This is a genomic window from Streptomyces cyaneofuscatus (assembly GCF_042718795.1).
Classification (GTDB): Bacteria; Actinomycetota; Actinomycetes; order Streptomycetales; family Streptomycetaceae; genus Streptomyces; species Streptomyces cyaneofuscatus_A.
In genome coordinates this window covers 336,515-352,061 of record NZ_JBHXOX010000001.1, presented here as the reverse complement: position 1 = coordinate 352,061, position 15,547 = coordinate 336,515, and the positions used below count along the sequence as shown (strand labels likewise).

Annotated in this window: 15 protein-coding genes; 11 read left to right on the top strand and 4 right to left on the bottom strand. The window is 71.2% G+C overall.

Annotated elements, in window-relative coordinates; all coding sequences use genetic code 11:
* Nucleotides 1-68 precede the first annotated feature (68 nt).
* Nucleotides 69-812, top strand: coding sequence for an HdeD family acid-resistance protein (locus tag ACFWRT_RS01540; protein WP_380948975.1), 744 nt, complete (start codon nucleotides 69-71; stop codon nucleotides 810-812).
* Between the two features lie 146 nt (nucleotides 813-958).
* The gene (locus ACFWRT_RS01535; RefSeq protein WP_380948974.1) at nucleotides 959-1,414 is read left to right on the top strand and encodes an ATP-binding protein; all 456 of its coding nucleotides are present in this window, start codon (nucleotides 959-961) and stop codon (nucleotides 1,412-1,414) included.
* Nucleotides 1,415-1,441: 27 nt separating this feature from the next.
* Here the strand turns inward: ACFWRT_RS01535 and idi are convergent, their stop codons facing one another.
* From idi to galE, 4 genes are all read right to left on the bottom strand, one after another.
* Nucleotides 1,442-2,035 (bottom strand): isopentenyl-diphosphate Delta-isomerase, encoded by a 594-nt coding sequence (gene idi, locus ACFWRT_RS01530; RefSeq protein WP_026241701.1) that lies wholly within the window; start codon nucleotides 2,033-2,035, stop codon nucleotides 1,442-1,444.
* A gap of 147 nt (nucleotides 2,036-2,182) precedes the next feature.
* A complete protein-coding gene (locus ACFWRT_RS01525; protein WP_380948973.1) occupies nucleotides 2,183-3,472 on the bottom strand; it encodes a GNAT family N-acetyltransferase in 1,290 nt (429 codons plus the stop codon).
* A 220-nt stretch (nucleotides 3,473-3,692) separates the two neighbouring features.
* Nucleotides 3,693-4,634, bottom strand: coding sequence for a cation diffusion facilitator family transporter (locus ACFWRT_RS01520; protein ID WP_380948972.1), 942 nt, complete (start codon nucleotides 4,632-4,634; stop codon nucleotides 3,693-3,695).
* A 161-nt stretch (nucleotides 4,635-4,795) separates the two neighbouring features.
* Nucleotides 4,796-5,866: a UDP-glucose 4-epimerase GalE gene (gene galE, locus ACFWRT_RS01515; protein ID WP_380948971.1), complete on the bottom strand. Its 1,071-nt coding sequence runs from the start codon at nucleotides 5,864-5,866 to the stop codon at nucleotides 4,796-4,798.
* A 317-nt stretch (nucleotides 5,867-6,183) separates the two neighbouring features.
* Here galE and ACFWRT_RS01510 point away from each other — a divergent pair, with 317 nt between their 5' ends.
* From ACFWRT_RS01510 to hpnD, 9 genes are all read left to right on the top strand, one after another.
* The gene (locus ACFWRT_RS01510; protein WP_380948970.1) at nucleotides 6,184-7,944 is read left to right on the top strand and encodes a DUF5941 domain-containing protein; all 1,761 of its coding nucleotides are present in this window, start codon (nucleotides 6,184-6,186) and stop codon (nucleotides 7,942-7,944) included.
* Entirely contained in the window at nucleotides 7,941-8,678 is a 738-nt protein-coding gene (locus ACFWRT_RS01505; protein WP_380948969.1) for a phosphocholine cytidylyltransferase family protein, read from the top strand. Before ACFWRT_RS01510 ends, ACFWRT_RS01505 begins: the two co-directional genes overlap by 4 nt.
* Entirely contained in the window at nucleotides 8,666-9,727 is a 1,062-nt protein-coding gene (locus ACFWRT_RS01500) for an iron-containing alcohol dehydrogenase family protein (protein WP_380948968.1), read from the top strand. The genes ACFWRT_RS01505 and ACFWRT_RS01500 overlap by 13 nt, the downstream gene beginning before the upstream one ends.
* A complete protein-coding gene (locus ACFWRT_RS01495; RefSeq protein WP_026241699.1) occupies nucleotides 9,705-10,484 on the top strand; it encodes a CDP-alcohol phosphatidyltransferase family protein in 780 nt (259 codons plus the stop codon). The genes ACFWRT_RS01500 and ACFWRT_RS01495 overlap by 23 nt, the downstream gene beginning before the upstream one ends.
* 8 nt (nucleotides 10,485-10,492) lie before the next feature.
* Nucleotides 10,493-11,365, top strand: a complete 873-nt coding sequence (locus ACFWRT_RS01490; RefSeq protein WP_380949016.1) for a glycosyltransferase family 2 protein — start codon at nucleotides 10,493-10,495, stop codon at nucleotides 11,363-11,365.
* Between the two features lie 101 nt (nucleotides 11,366-11,466).
* Entirely contained in the window at nucleotides 11,467-12,396 is a 930-nt protein-coding gene (locus ACFWRT_RS01485; protein WP_018513264.1) for an ABC transporter permease, read from the top strand.
* Complete coding sequence (locus tag ACFWRT_RS01480; RefSeq protein ID WP_380948967.1) at nucleotides 12,389-13,174, top strand: ABC transporter ATP-binding protein; 786 nt, start codon at nucleotides 12,389-12,391, stop codon at nucleotides 13,172-13,174. Before ACFWRT_RS01485 ends, ACFWRT_RS01480 begins: the two co-directional genes overlap by 8 nt.
* 420 nt (nucleotides 13,175-13,594) lie before the next feature.
* On the top strand, nucleotides 13,595-14,506 hold the full coding sequence (gene hpnC / locus ACFWRT_RS01475) for a squalene synthase HpnC (protein WP_380948966.1): 912 nt from the start codon (nucleotides 13,595-13,597) through the stop codon (nucleotides 14,504-14,506).
* A 29-nt stretch (nucleotides 14,507-14,535) separates the two neighbouring features.
* Nucleotides 14,536-15,456 (top strand): presqualene diphosphate synthase HpnD, encoded by a 921-nt coding sequence (gene hpnD / locus ACFWRT_RS01470; protein ID WP_380949015.1) that lies wholly within the window; start codon nucleotides 14,536-14,538, stop codon nucleotides 15,454-15,456.
* The last annotated feature ends 91 nt before the right edge of the window (nucleotides 15,457-15,547 follow it).

The window sequence follows — 15,547 nt, the reverse complement described above, 5'->3', positions numbered from 1 at the left end:
ATCCGCAGGGTTCGAACCTATGATCAAGAAGGGGTCGCGAAGCGGACACGCACCGTGAGGAGCTGTCGATGAACGGACCCACCGCCGAGGGCAGAAAGCACGGACCCGGCACCACAGGCGGGAAGCACGGCCCCGGCGCCACGGGCGGGAAGCACGGCCCCGGCGCCCAGGGCGGGAAGCGCGGAACCACCGCCGAGGGCAGAAAGCTCACCCGCAGCTTCAGCTGGCTCGCCCTCCTCGGCACGCTGCTGGTGATCGCGGGCATCGTCGGCCTGATCTACACCGGTGTCGCCACCCTCACCTCGATGCTGCTCTTCGGCTGGTTGCTGCTGATCGGCGGCATCGTCGCTCTGGCACAGGCGATCCAGTCGCGCGGCACCAACTACTTCTGGCTGGGCGTCGTGGTCGCCGCCCTGAACCTCGCCGCCGGTGTCGTGGTGATCCGCCACCCGGAGGGCACCGCCGAGGCGCTGACCATGTTCGCCGCGCTGCTCTTCCTGACGGGCGGGGTGTTCCGACTGGTCGGCAGTGTCGTCGTCCGCGGCCCGCAGATGGGGTGGACGCTGCTCCAGGGCGCCTTCGGGCTGCTACTGGGCCTGCTGGTGCTGTTCGACTGGCCGCACAGCAGCCTGTACGTTCTCGGGGTCTTCTTCTCGCTGGCCCTGCTCTTCGACGGCCTCGGCCTCATCGCCATCGGGATCGGCGGCCGGCGCATCGTCAGCATGGTCTCGGACCGGCTGGAAGATCGGCTCGAAGCACCCGGCCCGGCTACGGACAGTCCGCCCCAGGCCCCGGGAGGCGAGCAGAAGTAGTCCGCCACCCGACACCATCACACACCTTCGGTCAAATAGCGCCGATACAGGGCTACTTCCGATCAGTGGCACGGTACGGACCAAGCCACTCCCAACACTCTTTACTCGACGGTCAGTGCAGTGCGAGTGAGAGCTGGTGCCGGACGATGGAGAGCCTCGGGAGTGCCCCTGCCGAACCCGTGCCGTACGAGGGGGTGTGGCGCTTCACCGCCCCCGCCGTGGACGTGTCCGTGCCCCAGGCCCGGCACGCCGTACGCGACCTCCTGGGCCGCCAGGGGGTGCCGATCGAGGACGACATCCTCCAGGGGCTGCTGCTGATCGTCTCGGAGCTGGTCACCAACGCCGTCAAGCACGCGGCGCTGCTCTCGCCCGAGCTGGCGGTCGAGGTGGCCATCGGTGCCGACTGGGTCAGAGTCTCCGTCGAGGACAGTCACCCCTACCGGCCCACCGCGCTGGAGACGGACTACGCGCAGACGGGCGGCCGCGGGCTGCTGCTGGTCAAGGAGATCACCGCGGAGGCGGGCGGTACCTGCGACGTGGAGCACACCGCGAGCGGCGGCAAGATCATCTGGGCGGCGCTGCCGTTGAAGACGCAGCTCTGACCGCCCCGTACGCGATCCGCGCGAGGGTCACCAGCCCGCGGAGGGACCCGTCAGCTCACGGATCGCCGGACGCGCCGCGTCCAGCACCGTCATGAACCACGCCGAGAACGGCGCCCGCGCGTGCCGCTCCGCCAGCTCCGCCGCCGTCACGAAGGCCGTCTCGCCGACCTCCTCCGGGTCCGGCTTCAGCGCCTCCTGCGCCATCCCCACGAACAGGTGGTTGAACTCCTGCTCCACCAGGCCCGAGGCCGGGTCCGGGTGGTTGTAACGGACCGTGCCCGCCTCCGCGAGGAGCGAGGGCGCGATCCCCAGCTCCTCGTACGTACGCCGGGCGGCCGCCGCGAAGGGAGCCTCGCCCGGGTAGGGGTGCCCGCAGCAGGTGTTCGACCAGACGCCGGGGGAGTGGTACTTGCCGAGCGCCCTGCGCTGGAGCAGCAGCCGTCCCTGCTCGTCGAAGAGGAAGACGGAGAAAGCGCGGTGCAGCTGCCCGGGGGCCTGGTGGGCCGCCAGCTTCTCCGCGGTGCCGATGGTGGTGCCGTTCTCGTCGACCAGTTCGAGCATGATCGCTTCTGCGGTGCCGTTCGACGAGCTGTGCGTCGCGGTGGCTGGTGTGGTCGGCATACCCATCCTTGTCTGTGGTCCCCGGCCTCGTGCGCCGGACCCCTCGAGTCCGGTCAAGTCTGCCGTACAAAAGCCGCTTGTCCGTACTTCGGTTCCGGGCATGTCCGCCCCGCCGCGCCCTGCGAGCGCGGCGGGGCGGACAGGGGCTCAGACCCCGAAGGCCGCCGGATAACGGATCATGCCCAGCGGAACCGGAACGGAATCGTCCAGGACCAGCGCCATCATCGCCTCGTCCGGTACCTCGAACCCGGGCCGGATCCCGTACCGGGAAGCGGGTACGCAACCGAAGCGCGCGTAGTAGTCGGGATCACCGAGCACCACCACCAGCGCCTCTCCGCGCACCCGGGCCGCATCGAGCGCCGCCCGCACCACGGCCTGCCCGGCACCCTGCCGCTGGTAGGCGGGCGAGGTGGCGACCGGGGCCAGCGCGAGCGCCGGCGCGGCCCCGATCCGGCACCGGGTCAGCAGCGCGTACGCCGCCACGGACCCGTCCGGCGCCTCGGCCACGTACGACAGCTCCGGCAGCCAGGCGTCCGCGTCGGCCCGCAGCGCGTCCACGAGGTCGGCCTCCTCCCGGGTCGGGAAGGCGGCCGCGTTGACCGCGTGCACGGCCTCCCGGTCCGCCGCCGTCTCCGGCCGGGTGGTCCAGCGGGGGTCGGCCGGGCGCAGCACGTACGCGGCGTAGCCGTACTCCGCGCCGTACGCACGCCGTACCGCCAGCTCCTCACGGGTGGCCGCCAGCGCCCACTCCATGCCGGGAGACATGCCGGGAGCCGTCGGATCGGTGCTCTCGGTGCTCTCGACGCGCTCGGCAAGCGGGACGTAGTACGTGTCCCAGTCGCCGTCGGGCTGGAGCAGGACCGCCGAGACCGTGCAGCCCGCGGCGACGGCCGCCGCGGTGGTCTGCGGCAGGGTGCGCAGGGAGCCGTTGCGGTCCCAGAAGTCGCGCGCCCCGGCCGAGGGCGCGTCGGTGGTCCAGACACACTCGGAGATCATCATCGCGCCGCCCGGGGCGAGCAGCCGCTGCCAGTCCCGTACGGCGGTGGCGAAGCCGATGCAGTACGCCGAGCCCTCGGCCCAGATCAGGTCGAAGGAGCCGGGCGGGAAGCCGGGGCCGGTGAGATCGCCCATGTCGGCCCGGACCGCGTGGATACGGTCGCCCAGGCCGCGCGCGTCGGCCGCCTCGCGCAGCTCGTCCAGGAACGGCTGGTGCAGGTCGACCGCGGTCACCTCGGCGCCCACCTCGGCGGCGAGCAGCAGGGCGGCCCGGCCGGGACCGCAGCCCAGGTCGAGGACGCGCGGACGGTCGGGGAGCGGGCCGGCCAGGGCCAGCAGCCGGCGCGTGGTGGCGTCGGAGCCGGGGCTCTGGCGGGGGAGGCGGTGGTGCAGGGTGAAGAACGCCTCGGTGCGCGAGGCGTCGTCGATGTGGTCGGTCAACGTGGGAACCCTTGCGTGCGAGGGCTCCGGCCTGACCTGACGAGAGGTTCTAGCCGGAAACCCGGGAGATGAGGGAAGAACGGTTGCCGCGCCGGGAAGGCGTCGTCGCGACCGTCATCAACCTCAGCTCCTCTCGAAAGGTCCCGGTGTGTCCGGGAGTCGTCCACGGTGAGACTCGAACGTCTCAGCGAGCCAGCGTAGCACCACCATCGTGACCGGCTCAGTGGCACAGACGCGCCTCGTGCTCCGCGTGCCCGCTCGGCTCCAGTTGGAAGGTGCAGTGCTCCACGTCGAAGTGGTCCCCGAGGCAGCCCTGCAACTCGTGCAGCACCTTCTCGTGCCCTATCGAGTCCAGCATCTCCTGGCGCACCACCACATGCGCGGAGAGCACCGGCATCCCCGAGGTGATCGTCCAGGCGTGCAGGTCGTGGACGCCCAGGACGCCGGGCAGGGCCGTGATGTGGGCCCGTACCTCCGCCATGTCCACGCCCTTGGGCGCCGCCTCCAGCAGCACGTTCAGGGTCTCCCGCAGCAGCTTCACCGTCCGGGGGACGATCATCAGGCCGATCACCAGGGAGGCGATAGGGTCGGCGGCCTGCCAGCCGGTCGCCATGATGATGCCCGCCGAGACGATCACGGCGAGCGAGCCCAGAGTGTCCGCCAGCACCTCCAGATAGGCGCCGCGCACATTGAGGCTCTCCTTCTGTCCGCGCATCAGCAGAGAGAGGGAGACGATATTGGCCACCAGACCGACGGTGGCGAACGCGATGGCGAGGCCGCCCTTGGTCTCGGCCGGGGTGATGAACCGGTCGACCGCCTCGAAGATCAGGAAGCCGCCGACACCGAGCAGCAGCAGGCAGTTGGCGAGCGCCGCCAGGATCTCGGCGCGGGCGAAGCCGAAGGTGCGGTTCGGGCCGGCGGGCCGGTTGGCGAAGTGGATGGCGAGCAGCGCCATCCCGAGCCCCAGGGCGTCGGTGGCCATGTGGGCGGCGTCCGCGATCAGAGCCAGCGAGTCGGAGAGCACCCCGCCGACGATCTCCATGACCATCACGCTCAGCGTGATCCCGAGGGCCACCCGGAGCCTGCCCCGGTACGCGGCGGCCGCCGTGCCCGTCGGGGGCGGCCCGCCGTGCGTGTGCCCGTGATCGTGGCCAGCCCCCATACGAAACGCCTCCCGTGTCCGTGCGACAGCGCCCGGCGAAACCGCCCGACGACGCCAGTGAACTACGGGTGGGGGGTACCGGGCAACACGGCACTGAACACCGTTGTCATATGCTCTGACCTGCGGAAACGTTCCGCAGGTCAGAGCGCTGACGTGATCGTTTACGGGCGTCCGCCTTGGGCGTCGCGTTCGCCTTGGGCGTCGTGTTCGGCCTGGGCGCCGCGTCCGCCCGGCGCCTCGCGTTCGCCCCGGGCGTCGGCCCGCGCCTCCGGATGGCGCAGGCACCACCCCTCCCAGGCCGATTCCACCATCGAGCGCACGTCCCGGCGCGCCGTCCACCCCAGCTCCCGCACCATCCGGGCGTCCGAGGCCACCGCCTTCGCCGCGTCCCCCGGACGGCGCGGTTCCACCACCGGCTCCACCGGGTGCCCGGTCACCTCGCGGATCACGTCGATCAGCTCCCGTACCGACACGCCCTCGCCCCGGCCGACGTTCACCGTCAGATCGCCGCCCTCGCGCACCCCCAGCTTCCGCGCCACGGCGAGGTGGGCGTCGGCCAGGTCGGCGACGTGGATGTAGTCACGGATGCACGTGCCGTCGGGCGTGGGGTAGTCGTCGCCGAAGATCCGGGGCGCCTCACCGCGCGTCAGCCGGTCGAAGACCATCGGGACGATGTTGAAGATCCCGGTGTCCGCGAGGCCCGGCTCGGCCGCGCCCGCCACGTTGAAGTACCGCAGACAGGCGGTGGAGATCCCGTGGGCCCTGCCCGTCGCCCGCACCAGCCACTCCCCGGCGAGCTTGGTCTCGCCGTACGGGTTGATCGGAAGGCAGGGCGTCTCCTCGGTGACGAGGTCCACGTCCGGTACGCCGTACACGGCCGCCGAGGACGAGAAGAGGAAGCGCCGCACGCCCGCCGCGACCACGGCCTCCAACAGCACGGCCAGCCCGGCGATGTTCTCCCGGTAGTACAGCAGGGGCTTCTCCACCGACTCGCCGACCTGCTTCTTCGCCGCGAGATGCACCACACCGCTCACCGCGTGTTCGGCCAGCACCCGGTCCAGCAGTTCCCGGTCCCCGGCCGAGCCCTCCACCAGGGAGACGGCGTCCGGCAGCCGGTCCACGATGCCGCTGGAGCGGTCGTCGAGCACCACGACCCGCTCTCCCGCCGCCACCATGGCCCGCGCCACGTGGGCCCCGATGTATCCCGCTCCGCCTGTGATCAGCCATGTCATGGCCGTCAGCCTAAGCGCCCGGCTCACCCGGTCCGACCGGCGGTTTGTGGGCCGGGCCACCGATCGATGATGATGATCGACGACGGACCCCGGACCATCCCGTCCACCCGATCGGCGCGCGAACGGGTGGTGAACCCGGTCGTCCGTTCATCCGATAGCCTCAGCCGACACGCCGCCGGCCCGCCTCGTGGCCGTGCTGCCGAGTGTCGTCCACCGTCAGTGCCAAGGAGTGAGTTCGTCTGTCGACCGCCATCCTCACCGGTACGCCGGTACCCGGGTCGTCGCTCACGGACGAGCTGAGGGCCCTGGGCTTCGACGTGGTGAGTGCCGCCGACGCCGGTGACGCCGCCGCACTCCTCGCCGACGTCCCGGCCGACCACCGCGTCGCCCTCGTCGACCCCCGCTTCGTGGGCCACCTCCACGCACTGCGGCTCGGGCTGACCGACCCGCGCTTCCCCGCCGCCACCGTCCCCGGTGCGCTCACCGCCCAGCCCCCGGCCCGGCCGGCCCTGCTGCGCGCGCTGGAGCGCACCACGGCCGCCGTCGGCGCGGGCGCCCCCGCTCCCGTCGCCGACCCGTCCACCGGCCCGGCGCCCGAGGACCGCACCGTCCCCGGCCGCATCGCCGTGGCACTGGAGACCGAGGGCGTCGCCGTGCAGCGCCCCGCCCTCGGTTCGCTCGTCGCGGCCGTCCCCACCGACCCCGGGCAGCAGGCCGAGGCGGTGGCCCAGGTCGCCGCGGTGGACGACGAGGCGGTACGGCTGCGCAACGCGGTCAAGTCCCGCGACGGGTTCTTCACCACCTTCTGCATCAGCCCCTACTCCCGCTACATCGCACGCTGGTGCGCCCGCCGGGGCCTCACCCCGAACCAGGTCACCACCGCCTCCCTGATCACCGCGCTCATCGCGGCGGGCAGCGCGGCGACCGGCACCCGGGGCGGCTACGTGGCCGCCGGGATCCTGCTCCTGGTCTCCTTCGTCCTGGACTGCACCGACGGGCAGCTCGCCCGCTACTCGCTGCAGTACTCCACGATGGGCGCCTGGCTGGACGCCACGTTCGACCGGGCCAAGGAGTACGCCTACTACGCCGGGCTCGCCATCGGCGCCGCCCGTGGTGGCGACGACGTATGGGTCCTGGCGCTCGGCGCGATGGTCCTCCAGGCCTGTCGCCATATCGTGGACTTCTCCTTCAACGAGGCCAACCACGACTCGGTCGCCAACACGAGCCCCACCGCAGCCCTCTCCGACGCGCTCGACAACGTCGGCTGGACGGTGTGGGTGCGGCGGATAATCGTTCTGCCGATCGGCGAACGCTGGGCCATGATCGCCGTGCTCACCGCGCTCACCACCCCCCGTACCGTCTTCTACGCCCTGCTCATCGGCTGCGCCCTGGCCGCCACCTACACCCTGGTTGGGCGCCTCCTGCGCTCGGTGACCCGCAAGGCCCGACGCACCGAGCGCGCGGCACGGGCGCTGGCGGACCTCGCCGACTCCGGCCCCCTGGCCCAGGCCGTCGCCTCGCTCGTCCACGGTCCGAAGAGAGCGCTGACGGCCCCGGCGGCCGCCCTTATCGGGACCCTGGTGATGGTCGGCGCCGCGCTCTTCCTCCCGTACGGAAGCTGGCTCACCGTCGTCGCGGCGGCGGTGTACGTGGTGCTCTCCGGCTTCGCCGTGGCCCGCCCGCTCAGACGGGCGCTCGACTGGCTGGTGCCGCCGTTCTTCCGGGCCGCCGAGTACGTCACGATCCTGGTGCTGGCGGCCCGCAGCGACGTCCCGCACGCCGTTCCGGCGGCCTTCGGGCTCGTTTCGGCCGTCGCCTACCATCACTACGACACGGTGTACCGCATCCGCGGAGGCACCGGCGCGCCGCCCCAGTGGCTGGTGCGGACGATCGGTGGACACGAGGGCCGCACCGCGCTGGTGGCCGTCCTCGCCGCCTCACTCACCCACACCTCAGGTTTCACCACGGCTCTCACCGCGCTTGCGGTGGCCGTGGCTCTGGTGGTGCTCGTGGAGTCCATCCGCTTCTGGGTGTCCTCCTCGGCCCCCGCCGTACACGACGAAGGAGAACTCGCATGATCGGCCTCGTACTGGCAGCCGGTGCTGGACGACGTCTGCGCCCCTACACGGACACGCTCCCCAAGGCGCTCGTCCCTGTCGACGGTGACAAGACGGTCCTCGACCTCACGCTCGCCAACTTCGCCGAGGTCGGACTCACCGAGGTCGCGATCGTCGTCGGCTACCGCAAGGAGGCCGTCTACGCCCGCAAGGCCGAGCTGGAGGCGACGTACGGCGTCACCCTCACGCTCATCGACAACGACAAGGCCGAGGAGTGGAACAACGCCTACTCCCTGTGGTGCGCCCGTGACGTCATCAAGCGCGGCGTGATCCTCGCCAACGGCGACACCGTGCACCCGGTCTCCGTCGAGAAGACCCTCCTGGACGCCCGCGGCAAGGGCCAGAAGATCATCCTCGCCCTGGACACCGAGAAGAGCCTCGCCGACGAGGAGATGAAGGTCATCACCGAGGAGGGCAAGGGCGTCCAGCGCATCACCAAGCTGATGGACCCGGCCACCGCGACCGGTGAGTACATCGGCGTCACCCTCATCGAGGCCGAGGCCGCCGAGGAGCTCGCGGACGCGCTGAGGACCACCTTCGAGCGCGACCCCGACCTCTACTACGAGGACGGCTACCAGGAGCTCGTCAACCGCGGCTTCACCGTCGACGTCGCCCCCATCGGCACCGTCACCTGGGTCGAGATCGACAACCACGACGACCTCGAGAAGGGCCGGGAGATCGCGTGCCAGTACTGACCCGGCTCATTCCGTCCCCGGTCGTCGTCGACATCCGGCGCGGCGCCATGGACGATCTGGCGGGTCTCCTGGCCGATCAGCGGATCTCCTCCTCGGGCAAGCTCGCCATCGCGATCAGCGACGGCTCCGGGCGCGCCCTCAAGGAGAGGCTCTCCCCGGTCCTGCCGGGTGCCGACTGGTACGCCGTCGCCGACGGCACGATCGACTCCGCGGTGAAGCTCGCCGACGGCATCAAGGGCACCCGGTACGACGCGGTGGTCGGCCTCGGCGGCGGCAAGATCATCGACGTGGCGAAGTACGCCGCGGCGCGGGTCGGGCTGCCCATGGTCGCCGTCGCGACGAACCTCTCGCACGACGGCCTCTGCTCCCCGGTCGCTACACTGGACAACGACAACGGACGCGGCTCCTACGGGGTCCCCACCCCGATCGCCGTGGTCATCGACCTCGACGTGATCCGCCAGGCGCCCGCCCGGTACGTCCGTTCCGGCATCGGTGACGCCGTCTCGAACATCTCCTGCGTCGCCGACTGGGAGCTGGCCCACGAGGTCAACGACGAGGAGATAGACGGTCTGGCGGCCGCCATGGCCCGCCAGGCCGGCGAGGCCGTGCTGCGCCACCCCGGCGGGGTCGGCGACGACGCCTTCCTCAAGGTGCTGGCCGAGGGGCTGGTGCTGACCGGCATCTCGATGTCGGTCGCGGGCGACTCCCGTCCCGCCTCCGGCGCCTGCCACGAGATCAACCACGCCTTCGACCTGCTGTACCCCCAGCGGGCGGCCAGCCACGGCGAGCAGGTCGGCCTCGGCGCCTGCTTCGCCATGCATCTGCGCGGTGCCCGCCAGGAGGCCCTCCTGATGGCATCGACCCTGCGCCGCCACGGTCTGCCGGTGCTGCCCGAGGAGATCGGGTTCACCGTCGACGAGTTCGTCCGGGCCGTGGACTACGCGCCGCAGACCCGGCCGGGACGTTTCACCGTCCTGGAACACCTCAGCCTGTCCACCGACCAGATCAGGGACGCGTACGCCGACTATGCCTCGACCATCAGTAGCTGAACTCCGCCCGGTCGTGCACCCCCCGGGGGTGAAGGACCGGCGCAGCGGTGAGCACTGGGCCGGCCGCATGTACATGCGGGAGGTTTCCCTGCGGGTGGACCGCTATCTGGTGAACACCAAGGTCACCCCGAACCAGGTCACGTACGTGATGACGCTGGCCGGAGTCCTGGCCGCCCCCGCTCTGCTCGTGCCGGGCATACCCGGCGCCCTGCTCGGCGTGCTGATGGTCCAGCTCTACCTGCTCTTCGACTGCGTGGACGGCGAGCTGGCCCGCTGGAAGAAGCAGTACTCGCTGAGCGGGGTCTACCTGGACCGGGTCGCCGCCTACCTGTGCGACGCGGCGGTGCTCGTCGGCCTCGGCCTGCGCGCCGCCGACATCTGGGGCGAGGGCCGGATCGACTGGCTCTGGGCGTTCCTCGGTACGCTCGCCGCGCTCGGCGCGATCATGATCAAGGCCGAGACGGACCTGGTCGGCGTCGCCCGCCACCAGGGCGGGCTGCCGCCGGTCAAGGAGGCGGCCTCCGAGCCGCGCTCCTCCGGCATGGCGCTGGCCCGCCGGGCGGCCGGGGCGCTCAAGTTCCACCGGCTGATCCTCGGCATCGAGGCCTCGCTGCTGATCCTGCTGGTGGCGATCCTGGACACGATCGGCGGCGACCTCTTCTACACCCGCCTCGCCACCGCCGTCCTGGCCGGCATCGCGCTGCTCCAGACCCTGCTCCACCTGGTCTCCGTCCTGGCGTCCAGCAGGCTGAAGTGACCTCTGCCATGAAACTGGGCGCGGTGATCATCACCATGGGCGACCGGCCCGACGAGCTCCGCGCCCTCCTCGATTCGGTCATCGCGCAGGAAGGTGACCGGATCGAGGTCGTGGTGGTCGGCAACGGAGCCCCGGTGGGTTCCGTACCGGCCGGTGTACGGACCGTGGAGCTGCCGGAGAACCTGGGCATCCCCGGCGGCCGCAACGTCGGCATCGAGGCGTTCGGCCCGTCCGGCGCGGACGTGGACGCGCTGCTCTTCCTCGACGACGACGGGCTGCTCCCGGACCGGGACACCGCCGAGCGCTGCCGCCAGGCGTTCGCGGCCGACCCGCAGCTCGGCATCATCACCTTCCGGATCACCGACCCGGACACCGGCGCCACCCAGCGCCGCCACGTGCCCCGGCTCCGGGCGGCCGACCCGATGCGCTCCTCGCGCGTGACGACCTTCCTCGGCGGCGCCAACGCCGTACGCACCCGGGTCCTCGCCGAGGCCGGCCCGCTGCCGGAGCGGTTCTTCTACGCCCACGAGGAGACGGACCTCGCCTGGCGGGCGCTGGACGCGGGCTGGATGATCGACTACCGCGCGGACCTGGTGCTCCACCACCCCACCACGGCCCCCTCCCGGCACGCGGTCCACCACCGCATGGTGGCCCGCAACCGGGTCTGGCTGGCCCGCCGCAACCTGCCCGCCCCGCTGGTCCCCCTCTACCTCGGTGTCTGGCTGCTGCTGACGCTGGTCAGACGCCCGTCGGCGCCCGCCCTGAAGGCGTGGTTCGGCGGTTTCCGGGAAGGCTGGGCCACGCCCTGCGGGCCGCGCCGCCCGATGAAGTGGCGTACGGTGTGGCGGCTGACGCGGCTGGGGCGACCTCCGGTCATCTGAGAAGCTTTCCTCTGAGAGCATGAGGCGTATTTTCTTTCCGGGACCTGTCCGCCTGAGCCGCGCCCGCGACTGGCTGCGCGTGAAGACGAGAGTTTCAACTTGTGAGTGACACGACCCACGACGGTGGGGTGGCCCTCGGGGCCCCGCCGTCCGCCGACGAGGGCCTCGGCGCGGCCCAGCTGGCCGCCAAGTACGGCCTGACCGTGAGCGGCGCCCGGCCGGGGCTGCTGGCCTACCTGCGACAGCTCTGGGGCCGGCGCCACTTCATCCTGGCCTTCTCCCGGGCGAAGCTGACCGCTCAGTACAGCCAGGCCAAACTGGGCCAGCTGTGGCAGGTGGTCACCCCTCTCCTGAACGCCGCTGTCTATTACCTGATCTTCGGACTCATCCTGGGGACCAGGGAGGGCATTCCCCACGACGTCTTCGTGCCGTTCCTGGTCACCGGCGTCTTCGTCTTCACCTTCACCCAGAGCTCCGTGATGGCGGGCGTCCGCTCCATCTCCGGCAACCTCGGACTGGTCCGGGCCCTCCACTTCCCCAGAGCCTCGCTCCCCATCTCCTTCTCGCTCCAGCAGCTCCAGCAGTTGCTGTTCTCGATGATCGTGCTGGTCGCGGTCGCCATCATCTTCGGCAGCTATCCCTCGCTGTCGTGGCTCCTGGTGATCCCCGCCCTGATCCTCCAGTTCTTCTTCAACACCGGCCTGGCCCTCGTCATGGCGCGGCTCGGCTCCAAGACGCCCGACCTCGCGCAACTGATGCCGTTCATCACCCGGACCTGGATGTACGCCTCGGGCGTCATGTTCTCCATCCCGGTGATGCTCAAGGACAAGCCGGCGTGGATCGCCGACGTGCTCCAGTACAACCCGGCGGCGATCTACATGGACCTGGTCCGCTTCGCCCTGATCGACGGTTACGGCTCCGAGAACCTGCCGGACCACGTCTGGGCCGCCGGCCTGGCCTGGGCCGTGCTGCTGGGCGTCGTGGGATTCGTGTACTTCTGGAAGGCAGAGGAACGGTACGGCCGTGGCTGAGGACAACACGCAGGAACGGATTCCCACGGTCATCGCCGACGATGTCCACATCGTCTACCGCGTCAACGGCACCGGCGGCGGCCGGGGCAGCGCCACCGCCGCGCTGAGCCGCATGATGCGGCGCGGCAAGGGCGAGCCGCGCGGAATGCGGAAGGTGCACGCCGTACGCGGCGTCTCCTTCACCGCCTACCGCGGCGAGGCCATCGGCCTCATCGGCACCAACGGTTCCGGGAAGTCGACGCTGCTGCGGGCCATCGCCGGCCTGCTGCCGACCGAGTCCGGCCACGTCTACACCGACGGCCAGCCCTCGCTGCTCGGCGTGAACGCGGCGCTGATGAGCGACCTGACCGGTGAGCGCAACGTGGTGCTGGGCGGCCTCGCCATGGGCATGACCCAGGCCGAGATCCGCGAGCGCTACGACGAGATCGTGGACTTCTCCGGCATCAACGAGAAGGGTGACTTCATCACCCTGCCGATGCGGACGTACTCCTCCGGCATGGCGGCGCGCCTGCGCTTCTCCATCGCCGCCGCCAAGAACCACGACGTCCTCATGATCGACGAGGCGCTGGCCACCGGTGACCACAAGTTCCGCCGCCGTTCCGAGGAGCGGATCCGCGAGCTCCGCAAGGAGGCGGGCACCGTCTTCCTGGTGAGCCACAACAACAAGTCGATCCGGGACACCTGCGACCGGGCGCTCTGGCTGGAGAAGGGCGAGCTCCTGATGGACGGCCCCACCGAGGAAGTCCTCAAGGCGTACGAACGCGAGACGGGCAAGTAGTTTCCCAGCCATCCGTGGCCTCCACCGGACCGCTTCCGGTGGAGGCCACAGCGGTGTACGAGGTCGGGGCAGGCCACCCGCAGTAGGGAGCCGGGGACGATCTCCTCCCGGCGGATGAGGTCAATCCACCGGCGTACGAGCAAGGTTGATGAGCAGTGCGGTGTCCGCGCCACGGGCGCTCCACCCCCGCGCACCCCTGTGAGCTGTACAACGTAAGCTGTAGCGGTGCTGATTCATGGCAAGTGGGGCGATACGCCCCCGGCGCTCCGCCCGCTGTGCCGCAGTGCACTCGGAAGAACGAGCGGCGTGTCCGAAAAGGGATGTTTTGGGTCGGCAGTGTAGAACGGGAGATGTGACGGCAATGACGGAAAATCTCCAGCTCCGACGTGGTTTCGCCGTCCCCGCGCCGGGCGGTCCGCAGTGACCTCCACCCCGCAGGCGCGCACCGGCGACGCCACGCTCGGCAAGGCCGCGGACGAGAACTTCCCCGTGGCCCCCTTCTTCCTGCCCCGCGCCTGGCGCGGCGACCTGATGGCGGTCTACGGCTACGCCCGGCTCGTCGACGACATCGGCGACGGCGACCTCGCCCCCGGCGGAGCCGACGCCCGCCACCTGGGCCTGGAGCCCGAGCAGAGCGACGACCGGCTCGCCATGCTCGACGCCTTGGAGAAGGACCTCCACCGGGTCTTCGCCACCACCGGCCAGGAGCCGCACCACCCCCTGCTGCGCGCCCTGCGCCCCACCGCGCGGCGCCGCGCGCTCACCCCCGAACCCTTCCTCGGCCTGATCGAGGCCAACCGGCAGGACCAGAAGGTCCGCCGCTACGCCACCTACGGAGAGCTCGCCGCCTACTGCGAGCTCTCCGCCAACCCGGTCGGCCGCCTGGTCCTCGCCCTCACCGGCACCGCGAGCCCGGAGCGCGTACGCCGCTCCGACGCGGTCTGCACCGCGCTCCAGATCGTCGAGCACCTCCAGGACGTGGCCGAGGACCTCGCCCGCGACCGGATCTATCTGCCGGCCGAGGACATGGCCCGCTTCCGGGTCACCGAGGCCGACCTGGCCGCACCGTCCGCCGGAGCCTCGGTCCGCGCCCTGATCGCGTACGAAGCACAGCGCGCGAGCGAGCTGCTGGAGGAAGGCATTCCTCTGGTGGCGAGCGTCGACGGCAGACTGAGGCTCCTGCTCGCCGGATTCGTCGGCGGCGGGCGCTCCGCCCTCACCGCGGTCTCGGCCGCCGGATTCGACGTACTCCCCGGGCCACCCAAGCCCACCAAGCCCAGCATGCTGCGCGAAGCCGCAGTCGTCCTGCGAAGAGCGCGTAGAGAGAGGTGAGCTTGACCGTGGAGGGACAGACGACGTACATGTCGCCGCCGGTGCAGGCCGCATACAGTTACTGCGAGGCCGTCACCGGACAGCAGGCCCGGAACTTCGCCTACGGCATCAGGCTGCTGCCGTACGAGAAGCGGCAGGCCATGTCGGCGCTGTACGCCTTCTCCCGTCGCGTCGACGACATCGGCGACGGGGAGCTGGACCCGGGGACCAAGCGGACCCGGCTGGAGAGCACCCGCGAGCTGCTTGACCGGGTCAGGCACGGCAAGATCGAGGAGGACGACACCGACCCGGTGGCCGTCGCCCTCTCCGACGCCGCCCGCCGCTTCCCGCTCCCGCTGGAAGGCCTCGACGAGCTGATCGACGGCGTCCTGATGGACGTCCGCGGCGCCACGTACGAGACCTGGGACGACCTGAAGACCTACTGCCGCTGTGTCGCCGGGGCCATCGGCCGCCTCAGCCTCGGCGTCTTCGGTACGGAACCGGGCGCGCCCGGCGCCGAGCGCGCCTCCGAGTACGCCGACACCCTCGGCCTCGCCCTCCAGCTCACCAACATCCTGCGCGACGTCCGCGAGGACGCCGCCAACGGGCGCACCTACCTTCCCGCCGACGACCTGGCCAAGTTCGGCTGCTCGGCCGGGTTCCACCGCACCACCCCGCCGCCCGGCTCCGACTTCGCGGGTCTCATCCACTTCGAGGTGCGCCGGGCCCGGGCCCTGTTCGCCGAGGGGTACCGCCTGCTGCCGATGCTCGACCGCCGCAGCGGCGCCTGCGTCGCCGCCATGGCCGGGATCTACCGCCGCCTCCTGGACCGGATCGAGCGCGACCCGGAGGCCGTGCTGCGCGGCCGGGTCTCACTCCCCGGCCACGAGAAGGCGTACGTCGCGGTGCGCGGCCTCTCCGGCCTGGACGCCCGCCACATCTCGCGCCTGACCTCCCGGGGGCGGGCCTGATGCGCTCCGGCGGGTGCGGCGCCCGGTCAACCCTCCGGTGGCCCCACGCGTCCACGACTGCGACGATTCCTTCCGGGACGACCCGGCGATC

Bases quoted from the DNA above. Each gene is read 5' to 3' on its own strand.
- ACFWRT_RS01540 (WP_380948975.1), top strand. From the start codon at position 69: ATGAACGGACCCACCGCCGAGGGCAGAAAGCACGGACCCGGCACCACA.
- ACFWRT_RS01535 (WP_380948974.1), top strand. From the start codon at position 959: ATGGAGAGCCTCGGGAGTGCCCCTGCCGAACCCGTGCCGTACGAGGGG.
- idi (WP_026241701.1), bottom strand. From the start codon at position 2,035: ATGCCGACCACACCAGCCACCGCGACGCACAGCTCGTCGAACGGCACC.
- ACFWRT_RS01520 (WP_380948972.1), bottom strand. From the start codon at position 4,634: ATGGGGGCTGGCCACGATCACGGGCACACGCACGGCGGGCCGCCCCCG.
- galE (WP_380948971.1), bottom strand. From the start codon at position 5,866: ATGACATGGCTGATCACAGGCGGAGCGGGATACATCGGGGCCCACGTG.
- ACFWRT_RS01505 (WP_380948969.1), top strand. From the start codon at position 7,941: ATGATCGGCCTCGTACTGGCAGCCGGTGCTGGACGACGTCTGCGCCCC.
- ACFWRT_RS01495 (WP_026241699.1), top strand. From the start codon at position 9,705: ATGCCTCGACCATCAGTAGCTGAACTCCGCCCGGTCGTGCACCCCCCG.
- ACFWRT_RS01490 (WP_380949016.1), top strand. From the start codon at position 10,493: ATGAAACTGGGCGCGGTGATCATCACCATGGGCGACCGGCCCGACGAG.
- hpnD (WP_380949015.1), top strand. From the start codon at position 14,536: ATGTCGCCGCCGGTGCAGGCCGCATACAGTTACTGCGAGGCCGTCACC.